Origin of the sequence: Winogradskyella sp. ECml5-4 (assembly GCF_036903175.1) — a bacterium.
In the GTDB taxonomy this organism is placed as follows: Bacteria; Bacteroidota; Bacteroidia; order Flavobacteriales; family Flavobacteriaceae; genus Winogradskyella; species Winogradskyella damuponensis.
In genome coordinates this window covers 275913-300059 of sequence record NZ_JAYJLF010000001.1, presented here as the reverse complement: position 1 = coordinate 300059, position 24147 = coordinate 275913, and the positions used below count along the sequence as shown (strand labels likewise).

Here is a 24147-nt window from a genome sequence, read left to right as displayed (position 1 = left end):
GTTTATCTTCTGTTTCGTTCTATAAAAGTAATAATGGCTTTTGCTATATTTCTTTGTGTTGCTGCTTCAATACCTTCTAATCCAGGTGTTGAATTTACCTCTAATAATAATGGGCCACGCGAAGATTGTAGCATGTCTACACCACAAACAGGTAGTTTTAGAACCTTAGCAGCTTTCATTGCTAATTTTAGTTCATCATCATCTAATTTTATAATATTAGCAGAGCCACCGCGATGTAAATTAGATCTAAACTCTCCTTCTTTACCTTGGCGTTTCATGGCGCCAACTACTTGGCCATCTACAACTAATGCTCTTAAATCTGCACCTTTGGCTTCTTTTATAAACTCTTGAACAATAACCCTCGCTTGTAAGCCATTAAAGGCTTCTAAAACAGATTCTGCTGCATTTTTTGTTTCGGCTAAAACCACACCAAGACCTTGGGTGCCTTCAAGTAATTTTATAATTACAGGTGTACCTCCTACATAATTAATAACTTCCTCTACATCTCTAGAATAATTGGTAAATACCGTTTTAGGCATGCCAATTCCAGCTTTACTTAAGCGTTGTAAGCTTCTTAGTTTATCTCGAGAACGTGTAATAGCATCAGAAGGAGCAATGGTAAAAACGCCCATTTCTTCAAACTGTCTTACAACAGCACAACCATAAAAGGTAATAGAGGCTCCAATTCTAGGAATAATCGCACCAACATAATCTAAGTAACGATCCTTATAATAGATGGTTGGTTTTTCCTTTTCTATAATAATATCGCATTTTAAGGGGTCAATAATTTCAATTTTATGACCTCTCTTTTCGCCCTCTTCAACAAGGCGTTGTGTAGAGTAGAGTTCGGCGTTGCGCGAAAGAATTACTATGTTCATTTAGTTATGGTTTGTTTATAGGATTGATTTTCGATATCGACATCGACTAAAAATTTGTGTTTTAAAAACTGGCGACCTATTAATACAGGGAATTTCATGTCTTCTCTGGTGCTTAAAGTTAAGTTAATCTTATAGCTTTTACCAAAAAACACAACTGTTGTTTTTATTTTGTAGCGATTTTCTTTATGTCCATTACTACTTTTTACGTCTGTGTAAGTGTAAGTGTCAAAAATAACTTCATCACTTTTAAAATTTGGATGTCCTTTACTTTCAAAAATACAATAGAGTTTATTGTCTACTTCTCTGATTTTAGAGCAATGAATAGCAGAAGTATAAGCTCCAGTATCTATTTTAACATCAATAGCCTTAAGTTTTAGTTCGGGAAAGTCAACTTTATCAACACGTCCCAAAATCTTTTTTGTCATAAATTAAAAATATAAAAAGAGGCACAAGGTAATGATAAAGTGCATTAATTATACACGAATATTTTTACGAATTATTACCTTTGGTTAAATGCCAGAATCGACCTTACAAATTCAGATAAAAACGCTTCCTCACCAACCAGGTGTATATCAATATTTTGATATAGACGAACGTTTAATATACGTTGGAAAGGCTAAAGATATAAAAAAGCGTGTAAGCAGTTATTTTAATAAGCATCACGACTATGGTAAAACACGTGTTTTGGTGAAAAATATTGCGTCAATAAAACACATTGTTGTAGAAACAGAAAATGATGCTTTACTACTTGAAAATAACCTCATAAAAAAATACAAGCCAAAGTATAATGTTTTACTCAAGGATGATAAATCTTATCCGTGGATTTGTATTAAAAAGGAACGATTTCCAAGAGTGTTTTCTACCAGGCGTGTTATTAAAGATGGTTCAGAATACTTTGGACCATACACAAGTATGAAAACGGTGAAGACTCTTTTAGGTTTAATAAAAGGCTTGTATCAATTGCGAACTTGTAATTATGATTTGTCTGAAGCTAAAATCGAGGCAGGGAAATACAAGGTATGTTTAGAATACCATTTAGGAAACTGTAAAGGAGCTTGCGAAGGTTATGAAAGCGAAGAAGCATATGCTGCTAATATTACGGCAATTAGAGAGATTCTAAAAGGAAATTTTAAAGATTCCTTACAGCAATTTAGAATACAAATGCGGCAGTATGCAGAAGCTATGCAATTTGAAGATGCCCAGAAAATAAAAGAAAAGCTAGAGGTTTTAGAAAATTACCAAGCCAAATCTACTATTGTAAACCCTAAGATTAGCAATGTAGATGTGTTTTCTATTGTAAGTGATGAAACTTACGCTTATGTTAACTTTTTGCAATTGAGTTATGGCTCAATAATTAGGTCACATACCTTAGAATTAAAAAAGAAACTGCAAGAGTCAGATGTTGATTTGTTAGAATTAGCAATTACAGAAATAAGACAGCGTTTTAATTCTAATTCTAAAGAGATTTATGTACCTTTTAAAGTAAATTTAGGAACGGAATTAAAGATAACAGTTCCGAAACTTGGAGACAAAAAAAGTATTTTAGATTTGTCTATTCGAAATGCAAAGTATTTCCGAATGGATAAACTCAAACAAGTAAAAATTGTAGATCCAGATAGGCATGCTAATAGAATAATGGCGCAAATGAAAGCCGATTTACGATTGTCTGAAGAACCAAGACATATTGAGTGTTTTGATAATTCTAATATTCAAGGCACAAATCCAGTAGCAGCATGTGTGGTTTTTAAAAACGGAAAACCGAGTAAAAAGGATTACCGTCATTTTAATATAAAGACAGTTGAAGGTCCCGATGATTTTGCATCTATGGAAGAAGTTGTATATAGGCGTTATAAACGTTTGTTAGATGAAGATGAGCCTTTGCCACAGCTTATAATTATAGATGGAGGAAAAGGACAGTTGTCCTCTTCGTTAAAAAGCTTAGATGTGTTAGGATTACGAGGAAAAATTGCTATCATTGGTATTGCTAAACGATTAGAAGAATTATTTTATCCAGATGATCCTATTCCGCTGTATTTAGATAAGAAAAGTGAAACTTTAAAAATCATACAACAGTTAAGAAACGAAGCGCATCGTTTTGGTATAGAACACCATAGGAATAGAAGGAGTAAAGGAGCATTGACAACAGAGCTAGAAAACATTCCGGGAGTAGGAGAGCAAACTATTATAGATTTAATGAAGCAATTTAAAACGGTAAAACGAATTGCGAATGCTAAATTAGATGAATTGGAAGCTGTTGTTGGAGTATCGCGAGCAAATAAAGTGTATAACTATTATCATAAAGAATAAATTAAAGAAACAAATATCTTGAGAGGTTCAGCATAATGAAAAATAAACATCTAATAGTATTACTATTTCTAATTGTGCTTTTTTCTGCAAAAGCACAAAATAGCACTGCTAATTCTGAACCAAAAGTAGGTCTAGTATTAAGTGGTGGTGGTGCTAAAGGGTTTGCTCATATTGGAGTCTTAAAAGTAATAGATAGTCTAGAAATAAAAGTAGATTATATTGCTGGTACAAGTATGGGGGCAATTATAGGATCGTTGTATGCGTCTGGATACTCTGGTAAGCAACTCGAAAAAATGTTTGAAGCTCAAGATTTTGATGAATTAATAAATGATGCATTTCCAAGAAGTTCAAAATCATTTTACGAACGCGAAAATTCAGAACGATATGCTGTAACCTTACCTTTTGATAATTTTAAAATCAGTTTGCCGTCAGCCTTATCTCGTGGACAAAATGTCTATAATTTACTATTTCAGCTCATGCTTCCGGTTAATTCTATTTCAGATTTTGATCAATTGCCTATTCCTTTTTTTTGCATTGCCACTGATATTGAAACAGGAGAATCTTTAATTATGGATAAAGGTAAATTGGCAGAAGCTGTTACAGCAAGTGGCGCTTTGCCTTCTTTATTTCAGCCTGTAGTAATTGGTGAGAGAATTTTAATTGACGGCGGAGTTACTAATAATTTTCCGGTCGAAGAATTACGAGCCAAAGGCATGGATATTATAATTGGAGTTGATGTTCAGGACGGTTTAAAAGATAGAGAATCTTTAAATTCGGCGCCAGATATTCTAATGCAAATCAATAATTTTAGGACTATAAATGCAATGAGAAATAAGTCGGAATTAACCGATATTTATATTAAACCTGATATTAGTAATTTTTCTGTAATCTCTTTTGATGAAGGCGAGAATATTATCGCTAATGGTGAAGCCGCAGCCAGAACTCAACTGACTAAATTACAAGGTGTAAAACAGCAGCAATCAACTTATAAAAAGCCAAAAGAAGTTAAGGTTTTAGATAGTCTTAAAATTAGAAATGTGAATATTGATGGTAATGAACGTTATACCAGAGCATATCTTCTTGGAAAATTAAAGTTAAAAGAAAAAGTAAAAATAAGTTACGCAGATTTTAAACAAGGAATAAACAACCTTATTGCCACTAATAATTTTGATACGTTTAGATACCAATTAGAAGCTACAGAAAATGAATCTGAATATAGTTTAGTAGGTAGTGTAAAAGAGTCCGGAACTAGTACATTCTTAAGATTAGGTTTGCATTATGATGAATTATACAAAAGTGCCATACTTGCAAATATTACGCAAAAAAAGTTATTGTTTAGTAATGATATAGCTTCATTAGATTTGGTGTTGGGAGATAACAGTAGGTATAATTTTGACTATTTTATAGATAAAGGGTTTTATATTAGTATTGGAGTAAAATCGCGTTTCAATCAGTTTAATAAAAATGTTAATCCTTTATTGGCCTTAGACGCAGATTCACCTTTTTTAGTAGGTTTAAATAAAATTGATGCAAAAATTTCAGATTTTACAAATCAGTTGTATTTACAAACTATTTTTAGAAAGGATTTTGCATTAAAGATAGGTGCAGAGCATAAGCATCTAAAAATAACTTCGGAAACTATTATTGATAACGTACGAGAAGATAAAATAACTTTTGAAAACACAGATTACTTTAGTGTGTTTGGAAATTTAAAGTTCGATGATTACGATAATGCACTTTTACCAAAAAGAGGATTTTACTTTGATGGAAACTTTCATTTGTATTTAAAAGCATCAGGATTAAACAAGAGTTTTGACAAGTTTTCAATAGCTAAAGCAGATTTTGGTTATGCCTTTAGTTTTAATGATAAATTAGCATTAAAAACGGAAGCAAGTGGTGGTTTTAAAATAGGAGATAAATCTACAAAAGCATTAAGTTTTGCTTTAGGTGGTTATGGCGAAAACCTTATAAATAGTTTTTATTCTTTTTACGGTTACGATTATTTAACCCTAACTGGAGATAGTTTTGTAAAAGGAACACTAACTTTAGATTATGAGATTTTTAAAAATCATCATATTCTTTTGGCTGGTAACTTTGCTAATATAGATGATGGCCTTTTTGAGTCGGGTGATTTTTTCTTATCGCCAAGCTATAGTGGTTATGCTGTTGGATATTCTTTAGAAACGTTTTTAGGGCCTTTGGAAGGTAAATTTACGCATTCGCCAGATACAGGTAAAAGCTATTGGCTTTTTAATCTTGGGTTTTGGTTTTAAAAACTTATTTTCTAGTGTTGAATTTATTTCAGCATCTCACATAAATTTTCGATATTTGTGTATTATGAAACCCTTCTGGCAAAACATAAAATTACATCTTCACTTCCTTATGAAAAGGAATCCAGAATAAATACACATTTTTTGTACCTTTAAGCATAGTTTGATATATACCAAATAAACGGATAATCAATTCAACTTTTTAAACCATTCAAAAAATGCCATTTTATCATAAATTAGGGAAAATTCCACCAAAGCGCCACACACAGTTTAAAAAACCAAACGGCGATTTTTATTACGAACAATTGTTCGGAACTATTGGTTTTGACGGTATGTCTACCAACAGTTACCATGAGCAACGACCAACTCAGGTAAAAGAAATTAAAAAGCAATATAGCGTAGCGCCCAAAATTGCGAAAGCTAACAATATACAATCGTATCGTTTTAGAGGATTTCAAGTAAAACCAGAAAACGATTATTTAGACAGTCGTAAAATTGTATTAACCAATACTGATTGTAATATCATTTTAGCTGCACCAAAAGAATCTACAAGAGATTATTTTTATAAAAATACGGATGCAGACGAGTTAATTTTTATCCATAAAGGCACAGGGAAATTAAGAACCATGTTAGGTAATCTCGATTTCAAATACGGAGATTATCTTTTAGTGCCAAGAGGAATTATCTACCAACTAGATTTTGATACAGAAGATAACCGCTTATTTATTGTAGAATCGTACAGGCCAATTTATACACCTAAACGTTACCGTAATTATTTTGGGCAATTGTTAGAGCATTCACCTTTTTGCGAACGCGATTTACGCCAACCTCAAGAGTTAGAAACCTATAATGAGTCCGGTGATTTCTTGATTAAGGTCAAAAAACAAGATGAAATTATAGAAATGGTCTATGCCTCACATCCCTTTGATGTTGTAGGTTACGATGGTTACAATTACCCATATGCATTTTCAATTCACGATTTTGAACCTATAACGGGGCGTGTACACCAACCACCACCAGTACATCAAACATTTGAAACTGATGCTTTTGTGGTTTGTAGTTTTGTGCCAAGACTATACGATTATCATCCGCTTGCAGTTCCTGCTCCATATAACCATAGTAATATAGACAGTGATGAGGTGTTGTATTATGTAGATGGTGATTTTATGAGTAGAAATGATATTGATGCAGGTCATATTTCTTTACATCCTGCAGGAATTCCGCATGGTCCGCATCCAGGAGCTATGGAGCGCAGTATAGGTAAGGTAAAAACAGACGAGCTAGCTGTAATGGTAGATACATTTAAGCCCTTAAAAGTAACGGAAGAGGCTTTAAAAATAGCTGACGAAGATTATTTTAAATCTTGGTTAGAACACTAATTATTACATTAAAAAAATCACTTAAAATAAATGAATCAAAACAAATTATCAGCAGACCCATTAGCACTTATTTTAGGTGTGCTAGCTCTAGTTATTGGTATTGCAAGTTGTTGCTGTTACGGAATAACAGCAATTGTACCATTAATTATGGCCATAATAGGTCTTGTTGTAGCAAATAAAAGCTTAAAAGAGTTTGGAGAAAATCCCGAAGCTTTTTCACCACAGTCTAGAAGTAACGTTAATACGGCTAAGATTATAAATATTATCGCTATTGTAATTAATGGATTAATAGTGCTTATGGCCGCAGCCGTTTTAATTTTTTACGGAACGATGTTGTCTTCGGGAATGTTAGATGGTTTTAATGATTTTGAAAATGATGATTATTACTATGATTCGGAAATGGAGTCAGACTCATTAAATACATGGGAAGATGATACTTATGAAGATGATACTTATATCATTGAGGAGGATTCTACAGAGGTAGATACAAGCGAAAAAGAGTTTTTTTAATAAGCAATAAAAGTTTTGATTTTAAAACATTAAATAAAATAGTATGGCAAAAGAAGTTAAAAGTGTAAACTACGGTTTAGAAAAAATATTTGAAGGAGCGCAAGATTTTTTGCCGCTTTTAGGAACAGATTACGTCGAGTTTTATGTTGGTAATGCAAAGCAATCAGCTCATTTTTATAAAACAGCATTTGGTTTTCAGTCGTATGCATATAAAGGATTAGAAACAGGTTCTAAAGACTCTGTAAGTTATGTGCTAAAACAAGATAAAATTCGTATTGTACTTACAACTCCGTTAAATAGTAGTTCTGAAATAAACAAACATATTGTTAAGCATGGAGATGGTGTTAAAGTTGTTGCACTTTGGGTAGAGGATGCACGTAAATCTTACGAAGAAACAACAAAACGAGGCGCAAAATCTTACATGGAACCAACGGTAGAAAAAGATGAGTTTGGAGAAGTTGTAAGAGCAGGAATTTATACCTACGGAGAAACAGTGCACATGTTTGTAGAACGTAAAAACTATACAGGAACATTTATGCCAGGTTTTGTAGAGTGGAAGACTGACTACAATCCAGAACCTGTAGGTTTAAAATACATTGACCACATGGTTGGTAATGTAGGTTGGGGACAAATGAATAAATGGGTAAAATGGTATGAAGACGTAATGGGATTTGTAAACTTTTTATCTTTTGATGATAAACAAATCCACACAGAATACTCTGCTTTAATGAGTAAGGTAATGAGTAATGGAAATGGCCGAATTAAATTCCCAATTAACGAACCAGCAAAAGCAGCTAAAAAGTCTCAAATTGAAGAATACTTAGATTTTTACGAAGATTCAGGAGTACAACATATTGCAGTTGCTACAGACGATATTATTAAAACCGTTTCACAATTAAAAGCAAGAGGTGTTGAGTTTTTACCACCTCCACCACAAGCCTATTATGATGATATTCCTAAACGATTAGGTGAGCATATGGACATGATGAAAGAAGATATTAGTGAGCTTCAAAAGTTATCTATAATGATAGATGCTGATGAAGAAGGCTATTTATTACAGATTTTTACAAAACCTGTAGAAGATAGACCAACATTATTCTTTGAGATTATTCAGCGCATGGGAGCTCAAGGTTTTGGTGCAGGTAACTTTAAAGCCTTGTTTGAATCTATTGAGAGAGAGCAAGCCAAAAGAGGGACATTGTAAAAAAAAAGCGCGTTTAACTTCTTACAAGTAAACGCGCTTAAAATTTTAATTTCCATTTCATATAATCTTAACTCAAATGAGGAGAAATGGATAGCTCTATACTAAGGTTAATTGAATTTAAGAAGGTAAGCATTAATCTAAAAATAGTTTTAAATTAACTAAGGTTTTTGCGTTGTGTTTTAATGATTTATTACATTTGGAATAGTAATTGTATTTAAGATAATTGTAACAGAAAAAATCCGTTACATTAATTACATTTACAAGCTAAAGGTTATAAGGCGAGCATTTAAAAAAATATATTGCCAAACAGAAAACTAATAGTGGACTACATGTGACTTAAAACAAAAATATAAACACATGAAATATTTTTTTACAATCATATTATTCTTAGTCGGATTTCAAACATCAAATATTGAAAAGGAATCCGCATTTCAAGATGGAGAGTGGTTTAAATTCAAAATGAGCTATAGTGGTTTTCTTAAAGCAGGTAACGCAACACTATCTGTAAAAGATACTAATTTAGACGGAAAACCTGTTTTTCACGTTGTAGGTAAAGGGTGGACTACTGGAGCCATAAAATGGTTTTTTAAAGTTAAAGACCGTTATGAAAGCTATTTTGATAAAGAAACAGGAGCACCTTATAAATTTATAAGAAAAATTGATGAAGGTGGTCACACAAAAAATATTGAAATTAAATTTGATCATGCTAAACGAATAGCAGAAGTCAATAATAAAAAGAAAAATGAAATTAAGACCGTAGCTACAGAAAAGGATGTACAAGATATGGTTTCAATGTACTATTATCTAAGAAACAACATAGATGTAGCTGCTTTAAAAGTTGGTGACGAAATAAAAACCAACATGTTCTTTGATGCAGAAAATTACGGATTTAAACTCAAATACTTAGGCGAAGAAACTATTAAAGTAGATGTTAATGATTCTGATGTAAAAGTAAAAACTTTAAAATTTAGACCTTATGTTATGGCTGGTCGTGTTTTTAAAGAAGAAGAAAGTTTAACACTGTGGGTCAGTGCCGATAAAAATAAAATCCCTTTAAGAATTAAAGCAGATTTAGCTGTAGGTTCTCTACGTGCAGATCTTGTGGAGTTTAAAGGATTAAAACACTCCTTTCAAATAGAATTTTAAGATTAACCAAATATATGTCAGATCAACCAAATTACGACGAAATTATAAAAGCACTTCAAGAGAAGTACGAAAAAATAGACCAAGATACAGACGACCATTTATACGGTTTATTGTATAGCAAACCAATAACGTATTGGGATTATATTCAGACAGATGCTTTGTTGAACTTACAAATTCAGCGTACAACACTTCCTGATGAAATGGTGTTTATCGCTTATCATCAAATTAATGAGTTGATTTTTAAAATGATACTTTGGGAAATTTCTCAAGTAGCAGAAAAAGAAAATATGGATGTTACTTTTTTTGAAAGTAAACTCATGAGAATTAGCCGCTATTTCGATATGTTATCAACCTCATTTAATATTATGAGAGAGGGTATGGATGTTGAACAGTATATGAAATTTAGATATACCTTAACTCCTGCGAGCGGTTTTCAAAGTGCACAATATAGATTTATAGAATTTGCATCTACAGAATTGATTAATCTTATTGATTATAGGTTCCGAAAAAATATTGATAGAGATACTCCTTATACACATGCGTTTGAACATTTATATTGGCAAGCTGCAGGAAAAGACTATAAAACAGGAAAAAAATCCACACTTTTAGTTAATTTTGAAAAACGATACAAGGATGAGTTTTTAAGGTTTATGAAAACCTATAATACTAAAAATCTTTGGACACGTTTTAAAGAATTACCAAAAGAAGATCAGGAAAACGAAGAGCTTATTAAAGCTATGCGTCATTACGATTATACTGTGAATGTCTCTTGGGTAATGGCACATTATAATGCCGCCAAACATTATATAGATAGTGGTATTGGTGATGGAGAAGCAACTGGCGGAAGTGATTGGAAAAAATACATGCATCCAAAATATCAAAGACGTATTTTCTTTCCAGAATTATGGAGTGCAGAAGAATTAGAAAATTGGGGAAATAATTTATAATTAGCTTAATTAATGCAGTTAAAACGATTAATAACAATTGCTGTAATTGCAGTAAGTGTATATGCTTGTAAAGAAGATAACTCAGCAGAAGTAGCATACGAAAAAGAATTAGCAGAAATAGTTGAAGAAGAAAAAATTCTAGAGTTTGGTTTTGATATCAATAACTATATTGTAAAACGAGATACCATTCAAAAAGGAGATAGTTTTGGCGAAATTTTGCAACGAAACAATATAGGATATCCAGATATTTTTCAAATTGCCGAAAAAACAAAAGATACTTTTGATATCAGAAAACTTCATCCAGGTAAACCTTATACATTATTATTTTCAAAGGAATCAGAAAAAGATAGCCTGCCAAGTCCAGAAACGTTTATTTATCAAACAGATCAAGTAGAGTATGTTGTGGTAAATTTAAAAGATTCTATTCACGCCTATACAAGTAAAAAACCAGTAACGTATATTGAAAAAATAGCGACTGGTGTTATAGAGAGTAGTATTTCTAAAACATTAGAAGATAAAGGACTGAGTCAGCGATTAGCTTATAAAATGGCTGATGATATATATGCATGGACTATAGACTTTAGAAGACTTCAAAAAGGAGATCGCTTTAAGGTTATTTATACAGATAAATATATTGATGATAGCATATACGCAGGAGTACATGATGTAAAAGCGGCGTATTTTGAACATAATGGAGATTCTTTGTATGCTTTTCGGTTTCAAACAGATTCTGTAAAAGGGATTGTAGATTACTTCAATGAAGATGCAAAAAACCTAAGACGTGCATTTTTAAAAGCTCCTGTTCAATTTAGTAGAATATCATCGCGCTATAATTTAAAACGCCGTATTGCGGTTTATGGTTATAAAGTGCGCCCTCACAAAGGAACCGATTTTGCAGCACCAATAGGGACACCAATTATGGCAACAGCAAATGGAACAGTTGTAGAGTCTACAAGACGAGGAGGGAATGGTAAATATGTTAAAATAAGACATAACGATACCTATTCTACACAATACCTTCACATGAGTAAACGCTTAGTTGAAAAAGGGCAATTTGTAAAACAAGGAGATATTATTGGTAAGGTTGGAATGACAGGAAATACAGGTGGTCCTCATGTGTGTTACCGCTTCTGGAAAAACGGACAACAAGTAGATCCATTTAAACAAAAACTGCCAGAAGCTAAACCAATTTCAGACAGTTTAAAAGTTAAATTCTTAGAGCATATTAAGCCTATAAAACAAAGATTAGACAATATCTTTTTCTTGGAAGCAGATCCAATTCAACCAGAAAACACAATCACTGAAGATACTAACGTAGATATATAATAATGGCATTAAAAGCAACCAACCCAACCACTACAAAAGCGTGGAAACAATTACAAGCGCATTTTGAATCTATTGCGTCTCAGCATTTAAAAGATGTATTTAACTCTGATGCTGAAAGAGCAAATAAACTAACTGTACAATGGGAAGATTTTTATGTTGATTTTTCTAAAAATAGAATCACTACAGAAACAATTGATTTATTGGTTGCGTTAGCAAACGAGTTGGATTTAAAAGGTGCAATTTCAAAATATTTTGAAGGAGACGTCATCAATGCTACAGAAGGAAGAGCTGTTTTACATACAGCGTTAAGAGCACCTAAAGATGCAGCGGTTTTTGTAGATGGTGAAAATGTGATTCCTGAAATTTATGAAGTAAAACAAAAAATAGAAGCGTTTACCAATTCAGTTGTAAGTGGTAAGCACAAGGGCTTTACAGGTAAAGCTATTACAGATGTTGTAAACATTGGGATTGGTGGTTCAGACCTTGGGCCAGCAATGGTTGTAGATTCGCTTCAATATTATAAAAATCATCTAAATACACACTTTGTAAGTAATGTAGATGGAGACCACTATCAAGAGGTTATTAAAACGTTAAATCCCGAAACAACATTATTTGTAATAGTTTCAAAAACATTTACAACACAAGAAACCTTATCTAATGCCAATTCAATTAGAGCTTGGTTTTTAAAGTCGTTACCACAAGAAGCAGTGTCTAAACATTTTGTAGCGGTTTCTACAAATATTAAAAGTGTAAAAGCATTTGGAATAGACGAAGCTAATATTTTTCCTATGAAAGATTGGGTTGGTGGTCGTTTTTCATTGTGGAGTGCTGTTGGTCTTTCCATAAGTTTAGCTTTAGGCTACAAGCATTTTGAAAGCCTTTTAGAGGGAGCACATCAAATGGATGAGCATTTTAAAACGACAGATTTTAACCAAAACATACCTGTTATTTCAGCATTATTGACGGTTTGGTATAATAATTTTTTTAATGCCGAAAGTGAAGCTATAATTCCATACACACAATACTTAAATCAATTTGCGACTTACCTTCAACAAGGTATTATGGAGAGCAATGGAAAAAGTGTAGATAGAAATGGGAATAAGGTAAACTACCAGACAGGAACCATAATTTGGGGAGAGCCAGGTACAAATTCGCAACATGCGTTTTTTCAGTTAATACATCAAGGTACAAAGTTAATTCCAACAGATTTTATTGGTTATGTTGAGTCGTTACATGGTAATAAAGATCATCATAATAAATTAATGTCTAATTACTTTGCGCAAACCGAAGCCTTAATGAATGGTAAGACTGAAGAGGAGGTCTTGTCGGAATTAAAAGGGCAATCATTGTCGCAAGAAGAGATGTCTAAATTGCTGCCTTTTAAAGTGTTTGAAGGTAATAAACCAACAACGTCATTGTTAATTCAAAAGTTAACACCAAAGAGTTTAGGGAAACTCATAGCTATGTACGAGCACAAAATTTTTGTACAAGGTATTGTTTGGAACATTTATAGTTATGATCAATTTGGTGTAGAATTAGGTAAACAACTCGCTAAATCTATACTAAATGAGCTAACTGATGTTAGTACAGACGCTAATCATGATGCTTCTACGCAAAATTTATTGGCTTTTTATAAGAAAAATTGTTAAAAATTGTTAAAAAGTTTTAGTAATTTTAACTGTTAATGCGCTAAAGTTGTTGATTCTATATTTATCTTCGTAAGGCTTAATTGTTAACATTGAGTTAATGTTTTAGCTATTGTAATGCGTAATTTTGCGCTGATAAAAACCAATTAACTGAAATTTTATATGAAAAAATTTAGTCTTTTTTTATGTATTGTTGTTTTAACCAGTTTAACAACGTTTGCATATGCCCAAAGCTCTATCAAGGGTATTATTATTGATAGTGACATGAACTCACCACTTCCTGGTGCTAACATTATTGTTAAGGGAACAACAAATGGAACAACTACAGATTTTGAAGGCAGCTTTGCTTTAAATACTGATTTAAATTCAGGTGAAGTAGTTATTTCTTATGTAGGTTATGTAACTCAAACGATAGCGTTTAGTGGAGATACCGATTTAGGTACTATTACACTGATGTCTAGTAATGTAGGTTTAGACGAAATTATGATTGTTGCTTCTGTTGCTGTAGACAGAAAAACACCGGTTGCTGTGTCAACAATTAAAGCCGAAGAAATTGCTATAAAATTAGGAACTCAAGAGTTTCCTGAAATTTTAAAAGCAACTCCAGGTGTCTATGTAACAAGACAAGGTGGTGGTTACGGTGACAGTAAAATAAATCTAAGAGGGTTTAATTCTGAAAATGTCGCAGTAATGATTAACGGTGTTCCAGTAAATGACATGGAAAACGGAGCTGTGTATTGGAGTAACTGGGCTGGTTTAGGAGATGTAACATCGACTATGCAAGTTCAAAGAGGATTAGGTGCTTCTAAAGTAGCTGTGGCTTCTGTAGGTGGTACAATTAACATTATTACAAAAACAACAGACGCAGAACAAGGCGGTAATGTTAAGTCTAGTGTTGCTAATGATGGTTATTTAAAATACGGAATGACGTATTCAACGGGTTTAAGTGATAAAGGTTTTGCTGCTACTGTTAGTGCTGCAAAAATTTCTGGTAATGGTTATGTAGATGGAACTGAATTTTCTGGATACAATTATTTCTTAAGTTTATCTCAACAAATAAATGATGCACATAGAATATCATTTACTGCTTTTGGTTCTCAACAAGAACATGGACAACGTTACAATCGTTCTACAATTGATGAATTAAAGGATACAGATTCAGGACCAAGAAAAGCAAATAAAGATTGGGGTTATAAAGATGGTGAAGTTTATCACCAATCTTATAACTTTTACCATAAACCACAAATGTCTGTAAATCATTTATGGAATATTAATGATGAATCAGTATTATCAACAGCGTTATATGCATCATTTGGTTCTGGAGGAGGACGCAGAGATGAAGGTTCTAAAATTGGATCTGATGATTATAGAATTGGATCTTCAGGATTAACTCCTATTGATTTTGATAGAATCGTTGCAGAAAATAGAGCTAATGGAGTAAATGGTTCTTCTGATATTATTTCGTCTTCTAGAAACTCTCATGAATGGTACGGGATATTATCTAGTTATAAAAATAGAGTAAATGATAGGTTAACAGTTTCTGGTGGTTTTGATGGTCGTTATTATATCGGGTCTCACTGGTACCAAGTAGATGACTTATTAGGTGGTCAATTTTACTTAGATAATGAAGTGAATACTTTTGCTTATGGTAAGCCATTAAAAGTTGGTGATCGTTATAATAAAGACTACGATGGTATTGTTATAAGATATGGGCTTTTTGGTCAAGCTGAATACCAATATAATGATAAGTTAAATTTCTTTGTGGCTGCAGATGTTTCTAATAGCAACTATAAGCAGAAAGAATATATGAACAGAACAATTACAGGAGATAGAACATCTGATGCTAAAAACTTTGTAGGTTACGGTGTTAAAGGTGGTGGTAACTATAACCTAGATATGAGTAATAATGTTTTTGTTAATGTAGGTTACTTCTCTAAAGCACCATTCTTAGATGCGGTATTTATAAATGAAGATGGTATTGATGCTAACCCAGATGCTGTTAATGAAAAAGTTTTTAGTGCTGAGGTAGGATACGGTTTTCGTGGTGAAAAGTTAAGTGCTAATGTTAATGTGTACTATACACAATGGTTAGATAAAGCTAATGCAGGTAGAGTTTCTACTAACGATGATGTTTATTTTTATAACTTAAAAGGTATTGATGCTTTACACCAAGGTATTGAAATTGACCTTAGGTATAAAGCTACTGATCATTTAACAGTAACAGGTATGGCATCTTTAGGTGATTGGAAATGGACTAGTGATACTTCGGGTCCTATAAGAAATCAATCAGGAGATGTTTTAAGTATCGTTGATGTTTTTGCTGACGGATTAAAAGTTGGTGACGCAGCGCAAACGACATTTGCTTTAGGTGCGAATTATAAATTAGCAAATAAATCTAATGTTTATGTAGATTATCATTTTGCTGGTGACAATTATGCATCTTATGATGTTACAAATAGAGGTACAGAAAATTTACCAGATGTATGGAAGATTCCTGATTTCGGTTTATTCGATGTTGGTTTAAGACATACTTTTGAAATGGGAGATTTTGATGCCGTATTAATAGGTAAAGTAAATAACGTATTTAATACTGAGTATGTTTCAGATGCTAATGATGTAGGTGGTACTGCTTCAGGTGCTCAAGTTTATTTTGGTCCTGGTAGAACGTATAGTGTAGGATTACAAGTTAATTTTTAAAAAAATTTAATATGAAAAGAATATTTTATTGTTTAGCAATTTTGGGTATAACCTTTGTAGGTTGTAACCCAATGGAAGACATTTACGAAGATCTAGATACGTCAGCAGATCCTATCGTAGGAACTGACTATTATACAGTAACTAGTGACGATTACGACGATTTAAATTTAACTTACGGAAACTTTAATTCAGAGCAGCAAGCTAAGGATTCAATTCCTCAATTATTAGAAAGCAACTATCCTTTTTGGGGTGAAGGTTCAACCGTATTCGTGACTTACGATTTATACGTAGGAAATGCAGAAGGACTTAGTGATTACACATCTGCAGACACATATGAATTAGAAATTTTAGATTACCCTCAAGGAGCTTTAAATGCTATCGCATTTTACCCTAATGAAAACCCAGAAGACTTTATTCCAGGCCTTCTTGAAGATCAATACCCTACTCCCGAAGAAGGACAGGTTGTATTAGCATCTTACAAGCAATATACGGAGGAGCCAGTAGAAGGTATTGCTACTATTTATGAAGCTGATTTTGCATCGGCTGGTACACTTTTAGATTATACTGCTGTTAGCGTAACTGGAGATCAAGTTTGGGAAGGAACTAGTTATGGATCTAAAATGTCAGGTTATGCAGATTCAGAAAATAACGTAAACGAAGATTGGTTGATATCTTCAGAAATTGATTTAACGAATCAAGTAAATCCTTTGTTTCAAGTTACTCAGATCTTAAATTACGCTAATGAGTCTGATTATTACAATATCTTAATCTCTACAGATTATGATGGTGATATAGTTGCAGCTAATTGGGATACTATAGAGGTGAGTCCGGTACCAGCAGGAGATAGTTGGACGGCTGTAGAATCTGATGATTATTTATTATCTGCTTACGAAGGAGAAACCATTCATATTGCTTTTAAATATGAGTCTGATTTAGATGTTGGTGCAACTTGGGAGATCGAAGTAGCTAAAATTAAAGTTGCTGGTGTAGAAGGTGCTACAGTAAATAAAGAAGTGTATTATACATATATTGATGGTGAATGGGAATTAGCTGAAGGTGTTTATATCTTAAGTGAAGAAGATTTTGAGTCTATGGGCTTAAGCAACTTTGGTAGCTCTATACCTGCGGATAATTATTTGCCTACATTCTTAGATATTAAATATCCATATGCACAAGAGGAAGATGAAATTTTAATTATCTATAAGTATGTATCTAGTTCAAGTGGAGCTCAATTAAGAGGTAATCTTTATACTTACACTAATGGTCAATGGTCAGGCTTTGAGTCAACTATTACTACAATGTTACAGTTTGGTTACGAGGATGGAGCATGGTTGCCAGATAACACAATTAAATACACCTTAACTAGTGACGATTATACATTAATAATATCTGAACTTGGCGCAGAATATCCTACAGCTACTGATAGTATGGAAAACTATGGTAACATGGATAGAAGATCTGGTAATGCCGCTGAATGGACTAATGATATGGTATTAGATGCTATTAGAGTAGTTTTAAATGACATAGATCCTTCTGCTGAAGAAGAGCAAAAGTATGTTATTACTATTGAAGTTTATAACGGTAGTAATACAACAGAAGATTTTGCTGTTATAAAAACAGGAGGAGAATGGGTTTACCAAAGTTAAGGGTAAATTATATTTTCTAAGGATAAAAAATGCTTATCGAGTTTTCGATAGGCATTTTTTTATAAAGTATTTTATTAAGGTTATTCGTTTTTCCACTGAACGGATTCCATAATACGCTTAATATCTTTTTTTAGATACTCTGAAGCTGGATAAATAGAATCGTAATTTGGTTTAGCATAGAAATAAAGCGAACCACTTAAAAAATGATTGGTGCTATCTGTAACATAAAATTGAGATTGTGATGCAGCATCGCCTCCAATTTCATAAAACATTCCATAAACCTGCTTTTCAGCATTTACAAATTCACCTTGTGCAATCTCATCTGCTTTCATGGTGTGTTTTTGAGTAAGGTTTTGAGCATCTCGTAACAACTTCTCTAAGTTTCCATCTTTTACTTCTTTATAGGTGAGATAAATTGTAGCCTTTAAAGAAGGATAATTAACATCAATGCCTTTAATGTCTGCCGTAGATTTTACAAACTTTATAGGATCCGAAAGTTCATTTTTTTCAAAAGAAAACGGTAATGGAACTGTAGCTTTTTTATAGACGGCTTTTGGATATTCGAGTCTTAAATAGCCTTTTGGTTTTGGTAATGGATCATCTCCACAGCTTAACATTAATAAACTTAAAATGGGAAGAACTATGCGTTTCATGTGTTTGTATTTATTGTTTTTGTAGGACACGTATTATTTTAGTTATTATCACCTTATTGGATAATGTGTAATGTGCTCGTTTTAAACGTGTGTCCCTAATAACGTAAGTTTTATTTGTTTAATACGCTTACGTTCTAAAGCTTCTACTGTAAAAACGTAATTTTCAAAATTTATTTTACTTCCTATTCTTGGGAAGCCACCTGAAATTTCTAAAACAAAACCTGCAAGTGTTTCTGCTTCTCCTTTCCGAGCTTCAAAAAGTTCAATATCATCTTCAATACCAACTATTTTATATACATCTTTAAGAGGAGTCTTGCCTTCAAAGCTATAATTGTTATTGTTTAATTTGGTATAGATTAAATCGTCATCATCATATTCGTCACTAATATCTCCAACAATTTCTTCAATAATATCTTCAAGAGACACCAATCCAGAGGTACCTCCGTATTCATCAACAACCACAGCAAGATGTACTTTTTTGGTTTGAAATTCTACCATTAAATCATCTAATTTCTTGTTTTCTGGTACAAAGAAAGGTTCTCGTAAAATGGTGGTCCAATCAAATGTTTTCTTATTTAAATGTGGTAATAAATCCTTAACGTAAAGCACACCTTTAATCGTATCGATGTTTTCTTCATATACCGGAATACGAGAGTAACCATTGTCAATAATTTCTTTTATAATGGTTTCATAAGGCGTGTTTATATTTAGAGCAAACAAATCCATTCGAGGTCGCATTACCTGTTTGGTATCTGTGTTTCCAAACGATACAATACCTTGTAATAGTTTTTGTTCTTCCTTTGTGGTGTCTTCGTCGTTGGTCAATTCTAGGGCTTGAGACAACTGGTCTACACTAAGATTAGAGCGTTGTTTCCCAAATTTATTCTGAATTTGAATGGTTACAAAGCGCATTGGTAAACTTAAAGGAGAAAAAACCACATCTAAAAAGCGTAATGGTCTTGCCATAAAAGAAGAAAATTTTACACTATTTCTACTTGCGTAAATTTTAGGAATAATTTCTCCAAATAATAATATTAAGAATGTTGCCGAAACAACTTCAACTAAAAACCTAAACAAGGTACTTGTAATACTGCTAAAAAGCGTTTCTCCTATATATGCAAACAATAGAACAATAGCAATATTTATAAAATTATTAGCAACTAATATGGTGGCTAATAATTTTTTTGGGCGTTCTAAAAGTGTTGCAATAATTAACATTGCAGGAGATTTTTTTTCTATACCTTCATCTATATTAGATTTGGTAAGTGAAAATAAAGCAACTTCAGCTCCAGAAATTAAAGCAGAACACATTAATAAAATAATAAGAATGATAATACTTGTTATAAACGAGCTATTGATAACTACTAAATGTGAAATTAAAACCGTGGGTTCTGGGTCCAAGATAAGGTTAGTTTAAAAGTTGGTTAGAATGGTAAATCATCATCTCCCTCTGGTTCTGCATTTGTTGGTGCAGGTTGTTGTGGTTGAGGATTGGTATTTTGCGTGTTAGGTTTATTGGATTGTTGTTGGTCATTCTTAGGTGTTAAGAATGTAAATTCATCACATTGAATTTCTGTAGAATAACGATCCATACCTTTATCATCTGTCCATTTTCTAGTTTTTATTCTACCTTCAATATAAACTTTATCACCTTTAGTAAGGTATTTTTCACAAATTTCAGCCGCTTTATTTCTAACCACAATATTGTGCCATTCTGTATTGGTTATGCGTTCGTTTGTTTGCTTATTTACGTAAGATTCGCTAGTGGCAATAGGAAAACGACCAACACAATTTTTATCATCAAAATAATGCATTTTTACTTCGTCACCTAAGTTTCCGATGAGCATCACTTTATTTAATGTTCCAGCCATAATTATTTATTTTTTGTAAAGTTAGTCTTTTTGAAAGTACTCCATTAAAAGTAATAAAAAAATGTGATTTCTTTAAGATTCTAAAATGTGAACTTATGTAAAAAGTTGCTAATAAGCACTGGAGCAGGATATTTTGTTAGTGATTCAATAGAAATTGCTTCTTTTGGTAAGTGTTCTGTTTCAATAATCCAGAATTTAGTATACAGATGTTGGTGAGATAATTTGTGAACAATATCTGTTTCATTATATAAAGAGTAATCGAAGGGGGTTGTTTTTAAAAATGTGTTTTCAATATCTAGTAAATCAAATTCATTAATACTTAGACTTTTTTCTGATTCAATTAAAGGAAACTGATAGAGGTTTTGCCAAATTCCTTTTTTAGTACGTTTTTCAAAAAGAACCTTTTTATTAGGGTCTATACAGACTAAAAAGTTGAAATATTTAGTGGTAACTTTAGTTTTTTTCAATTTTACAGGAAGCGTATCGACTAGTTTTTTCTGAAGTGCTACACAACCCGATGCAAGTGGGCACGTTGTACAATCGGGATTTTTAGGTTTGCATTGCAGCGCGCCAAACTCCATGATAGCTTGGTTGTATGTGGCAGGTTGATCTTTGCTTATTAGAGAAGCTGCTAAAGACTTAAATTCTTTAATACCTAAAGTTGAATTTATAGCAGTATCAATTCCAAAATAACGAGAGAGTACACGATATACATTACCATCTACTACAGCAGCAACTTCACCAAATGCAATAGATGCAATAGCACTTGCTGTATAATCTCCAACCCCTTTTAACTTAAGTAAGTCTTTATAAGTGTTTGGAAATTGACCCTCTAATTCATTAACAATATATTTTGCTGCTGTATGAAGATTTCTAGCTCTAGAATAATATCCTAATCCTTGCCATAATTTTAAAACGGATGTTTCAGAAGCTTCAGCAAGGTCAAAAATTGTAGGATATTTGGTAACAAATGCGTCATAATAAGGTAATCCTTGCTTAACTTGTGTTTGTTGTAAAATTATTTCTGATAGCCAAATGTAATACGGATTACTAGTTTTTCGCCAAGGTAATTCTCTTTTTTTGACTGAGTACCAGTTAATTAGTTTGAGGTTGAAATCCATTTAGTGTTTTTAATGAAAAACAAAATTAAATGTTTATTGTGTTAAATTTTAATTAATTACGTTTGAACTATTGAAATTAAATTACCTATATTTGCAATCCCTTAGAATTTAAAGTAACCCTAAAACTAATAACAATGACAAAAGCCGATTTGGTAGCAAAAATATCTGACAAGTTAGGTATTGAAAAAGGTGACGTACAAGCAACTGTTGAAACCTTTATGGAAGAAGTAAAAACATCTTTAGAAAGCGGAGATAACGTATACTTAAGAGGTTTCGGAAGTTTCATTATTAAAACAAGAGCTGAAAAAACAGGTCGTAATATTTCAAAGAATACTACAATAAAAATTCCTGCTCATAACATTCCTGCATTTAAGCCAGCTAAAGTATTTTTAGAAGGTGTTAAATCTAATGTTGAGGTTAACTAAGAAAGCATTTAAACAAAATATTAATTAAAAAGAATTATTTATTATGCCAAGTGGTAAAAAAAGAAAAAGACACAAGGTAGCGACGCACAAGCGTAAAAAACGTAGACGCGCTAATCGTCATAAAAAGAAATAAATTGTTAAAAGTAGTTTTATAACTACTTTTTTCAGTTTTAAAGAAACGTTCTTTGATATAGAATCTGGTGTATTTAATAGAGTATGCCATGGTTTGTTGGATATTACATCCTGTGTCAAATAATTTAGTAAACTCCATCTAACTCAATGAAGAGCTAGATATAAATTAACATTATGAACAAAGAATTAATCGTAAGATCGAGTTCAGATATTGTTGATTTTGCCTTATTAAAAGATGGAAAACTTATTGAATTACACAAAGACGAAGAGGACAATGACTTTGCGGTAGGCGATATTTTTATTGCCAAAATCCGTAAAGTTATGCCTGGTCTAAACGCTGCGTTTGTAAACGTAGGGTATGAGAAAGATGGTTTTTTACACTATCATGATCTAGGACCGCAATTGCCTTCGCTTTTAAAATTCATTAAGCGTGTAAGCACAGGGAAATTAAGGGATTACACCCTTAAAGACTTTCCTATGGAAAAGGATTTAGATAAAAATGGCAGCATTGCGAATGCCATAAAATCGAATCAATCCATATTAGTACAAGTAGTAAAAGAACCAATCTCTACAAAGGGACCACGCATTAGCTCAGAATTGTCTATTGCAGGAAGATACATTGTCTTGGTACCATTTTCTAATCGTATTTCAATTTCACAAAAAATTGAATCGCAAGAAGAAAAAGACCGCTTAAAAAGACTCGTAAAAAGTATTACACCTAAAGGGTTTGGAGTTATTATTCGTACCGTAGCAGAAGGCAAAAAAGTTGCCGAGCTCGATACTGATTTACAAAATTTGCTGGATCGATGGACAGCAATGTGTAAAAAACTGTACAAAGCACATCACCCAACAAAAGTATTGGGAGAAATGAATAAAGCATCCTCAATTTTGAGAGATATTTTTAACGATTCATTCTCTGGTATTGTTGTAGATGATGAAGAAATGTATGTACAAGTAAAAGATTATGTGCAGCAAATTGCACCAAAAAAAGAATCTATAGTGAAGTACTATAAAAATGGTGTTCCAATTTTTGAAAAATATGGCATAGAACGTCAGATTAAAACATCATTTGGTAGAACTGTCTCTATGGCAAAAGGCGCTTACTTGGTAATAGAACATACCGAAGCCCTTCATGTTGTAGATGTAAACAGTGGTAATCGCTCTAATAAAGAGAAAAACCAAGAAGACACTGCTTTAGAAGTCAACATGATTTCAGCCCAAGAAATTGCTCGCCAATTACGATTACGTGATATGGGAGGCATTATCGTTGTCGATTTTATAGATATGGGCAAAGCAGAAAATAGAAAAAAGCTTTATAATTATCTTAGAGATGAGATGAAAGATGATAAAGCAAAGCACAAAATATTGCCGCCGAGTAAGTTTGGATTAGTGCAAATCACCAGACAACGCGTTAGGCCAGAACGCAATATTAAAACGAAAGAAGAAAATCCGAATTTAGTAGGAGGAGATGAAATCGAAGCACCAATTAAAGTGGTAGAACGTATTAATCAAGATTTACAACGTATTTTCAAAAAAGACTATAAAAAGGTAACACTTAATACACACCCTTTTATAGCAGCCTTTTTAACCAAAGGGTTTCCATCAGTGCGTTCAAAGTGGTTTTTTGAACATAAAAAATGGGTAAAAGTTTTACCTAGAGATGCTTACACTTATCTTGAATATCATTTTTTTGATAAAAATGGTAACAAAATCAAATAATATCTATTAGAAAAGCCCAACTAAAATTTTTAGTTGGGCTTTTTGTTTTAATATGAGTTTGTATTTATTTGTAACGTCTTTTCGTATTCCAAACAATGGCACTTGAATTACTAAATTTTAAAGTTTTTGTTCCTACTTTACTTTCTGCTACTGTTCTGTTACTTGTTTTCATAATCTTTATATTTATCTATCTTGGGCTTTTTAAAGCGGGTGCAAATTTACGGCACTTATAGAGTATAGAAAACAACAGGTTTAATAACATTGTATGGT

General features: G+C 32.5%; 19 protein-coding genes. 13 read left to right on the top strand and 6 right to left on the bottom strand.

Features of this window, described 5'->3' with window-relative positions:
- Positions 1 to 2 precede the first annotated feature (2 nt).
- Together rimK and VDP25_RS01265 are read right to left on the bottom strand one after the other, a co-directional pair.
- Positions 3 to 878: a 30S ribosomal protein S6--L-glutamate ligase gene (gene rimK, locus VDP25_RS01270; protein ID WP_334465844.1), complete on the bottom strand. Its 876-nt coding sequence runs from the start codon at positions 876 to 878 to the stop codon at positions 3 to 5.
- Complete coding sequence (locus VDP25_RS01265) at positions 875 to 1303, bottom strand: ATP-dependent zinc protease family protein (protein ID WP_215926804.1); 429 nt, start codon at positions 1301 to 1303, stop codon at positions 875 to 877. Before VDP25_RS01265 ends, rimK begins: the two co-directional genes overlap by 4 nt.
- Positions 1304 to 1391: 88 nt before the next feature.
- Here VDP25_RS01265 and uvrC point away from each other — a divergent pair, with 88 nt between their 5' ends.
- The 11 genes from uvrC to VDP25_RS01210 all read left to right on the top strand — a co-directional run bounded on the left by uvrC (position 1392) and on the right by VDP25_RS01210 (position 17956).
- Positions 1392 to 3185 carry an excinuclease ABC subunit UvrC gene (uvrC, locus tag VDP25_RS01260; RefSeq protein WP_334465837.1) on the top strand — a complete coding sequence of 598 codons (1794 nt, stop codon included), beginning with the start codon at positions 1392 to 1394 and terminating at the stop codon, positions 3183 to 3185.
- A gap of 35 nt (positions 3186 to 3220) precedes the next feature.
- The gene (locus VDP25_RS01255) at positions 3221 to 5458 is read left to right on the top strand and encodes a patatin-like phospholipase family protein (RefSeq protein WP_334465833.1); all 2238 of its coding nucleotides are present in this window, start codon (positions 3221 to 3223) and stop codon (positions 5456 to 5458) included.
- A gap of 215 nt (positions 5459 to 5673) precedes the next feature.
- Entirely contained in the window at positions 5674 to 6834 is a 1161-nt protein-coding gene (locus tag VDP25_RS01250) for a homogentisate 1,2-dioxygenase (protein WP_334465830.1), read from the top strand.
- A gap of 30 nt (positions 6835 to 6864) precedes the next feature.
- Positions 6865 to 7344: a CCC motif membrane protein gene (locus VDP25_RS01245; RefSeq protein WP_334465827.1), complete on the top strand. Its 480-nt coding sequence runs from the start codon at positions 6865 to 6867 to the stop codon at positions 7342 to 7344.
- Positions 7345 to 7387: 43 nt separating this feature from the next.
- Entirely contained in the window at positions 7388 to 8548 is a 1161-nt protein-coding gene (hppD, locus tag VDP25_RS01240; protein WP_334465824.1) for a 4-hydroxyphenylpyruvate dioxygenase, read from the top strand.
- A 357-nt stretch (positions 8549 to 8905) separates the two neighbouring features.
- Positions 8906 to 9694: a DUF3108 domain-containing protein gene (locus VDP25_RS01235; RefSeq protein WP_334465821.1), complete on the top strand. Its 789-nt coding sequence runs from the start codon at positions 8906 to 8908 to the stop codon at positions 9692 to 9694.
- A gap of 14 nt (positions 9695 to 9708) precedes the next feature.
- Complete coding sequence (locus VDP25_RS01230; RefSeq protein WP_334465818.1) at positions 9709 to 10641, top strand: tryptophan 2,3-dioxygenase family protein; 933 nt, start codon at positions 9709 to 9711, stop codon at positions 10639 to 10641.
- Between the two features lie 12 nt (positions 10642 to 10653).
- Positions 10654 to 11967 (top strand): peptidoglycan DD-metalloendopeptidase family protein, encoded by a 1314-nt coding sequence (locus VDP25_RS01225; protein WP_334465815.1) that lies wholly within the window; start codon positions 10654 to 10656, stop codon positions 11965 to 11967.
- Positions 11968 to 11969: 2 nt separating this feature from the next.
- Positions 11970 to 13616, top strand: coding sequence for a glucose-6-phosphate isomerase (gene pgi, locus VDP25_RS01220; protein WP_334465812.1), 1647 nt, complete (start codon positions 11970 to 11972; stop codon positions 13614 to 13616).
- A 159-nt stretch (positions 13617 to 13775) separates the two neighbouring features.
- Positions 13776 to 16310 carry a TonB-dependent receptor gene (locus VDP25_RS01215; protein ID WP_334465809.1) on the top strand — a complete coding sequence of 845 codons (2535 nt, stop codon included), beginning with the start codon at positions 13776 to 13778 and terminating at the stop codon, positions 16308 to 16310.
- Between the two features lie 11 nt (positions 16311 to 16321).
- Positions 16322 to 17956, top strand: a complete 1635-nt coding sequence (locus VDP25_RS01210) for a choice-of-anchor J domain-containing protein (RefSeq protein WP_334465806.1) — start codon at positions 16322 to 16324, stop codon at positions 17954 to 17956.
- Between the two features lie 80 nt (positions 17957 to 18036).
- Here VDP25_RS01210 and gldD read toward each other — a convergent pair whose 3' ends face one another.
- The 4 genes from gldD to mutY form a co-directional block, all read right to left on the bottom strand.
- Entirely contained in the window at positions 18037 to 18609 is a 573-nt protein-coding gene (gldD, locus tag VDP25_RS01205) for a gliding motility lipoprotein GldD (RefSeq protein ID WP_334465803.1), read from the bottom strand.
- An 81-nt stretch (positions 18610 to 18690) separates the two neighbouring features.
- Complete coding sequence (locus tag VDP25_RS01200; RefSeq protein ID WP_334465800.1) at positions 18691 to 20010, bottom strand: gliding motility-associated protein GldE; 1320 nt, start codon at positions 20008 to 20010, stop codon at positions 18691 to 18693.
- A gap of 23 nt (positions 20011 to 20033) precedes the next feature.
- Positions 20034 to 20480 (bottom strand): single-stranded DNA-binding protein, encoded by a 447-nt coding sequence (locus tag VDP25_RS01195; RefSeq protein WP_215926817.1) that lies wholly within the window; start codon positions 20478 to 20480, stop codon positions 20034 to 20036.
- 80 nt (positions 20481 to 20560) lie between these two features.
- Entirely contained in the window at positions 20561 to 21601 is a 1041-nt protein-coding gene (gene mutY, locus VDP25_RS01190) for an A/G-specific adenine glycosylase (protein ID WP_334465795.1), read from the bottom strand.
- Positions 21602 to 21735: 134 nt separating this feature from the next.
- Here mutY and VDP25_RS01185 point away from each other — a divergent pair, with 134 nt between their 5' ends.
- Both VDP25_RS01185 and VDP25_RS01180 read left to right on the top strand, forming a co-directional pair.
- The gene (locus VDP25_RS01185; protein WP_008270198.1) at positions 21736 to 22026 is read left to right on the top strand and encodes an HU family DNA-binding protein; all 291 of its coding nucleotides are present in this window, start codon (positions 21736 to 21738) and stop codon (positions 22024 to 22026) included.
- Positions 22027 to 22332: 306 nt separating this feature from the next.
- Entirely contained in the window at positions 22333 to 23877 is a 1545-nt protein-coding gene (locus tag VDP25_RS01180) for an Rne/Rng family ribonuclease (RefSeq protein WP_215926819.1), read from the top strand.
- Positions 23878 to 24147: the final 270 nt, after the last annotated feature.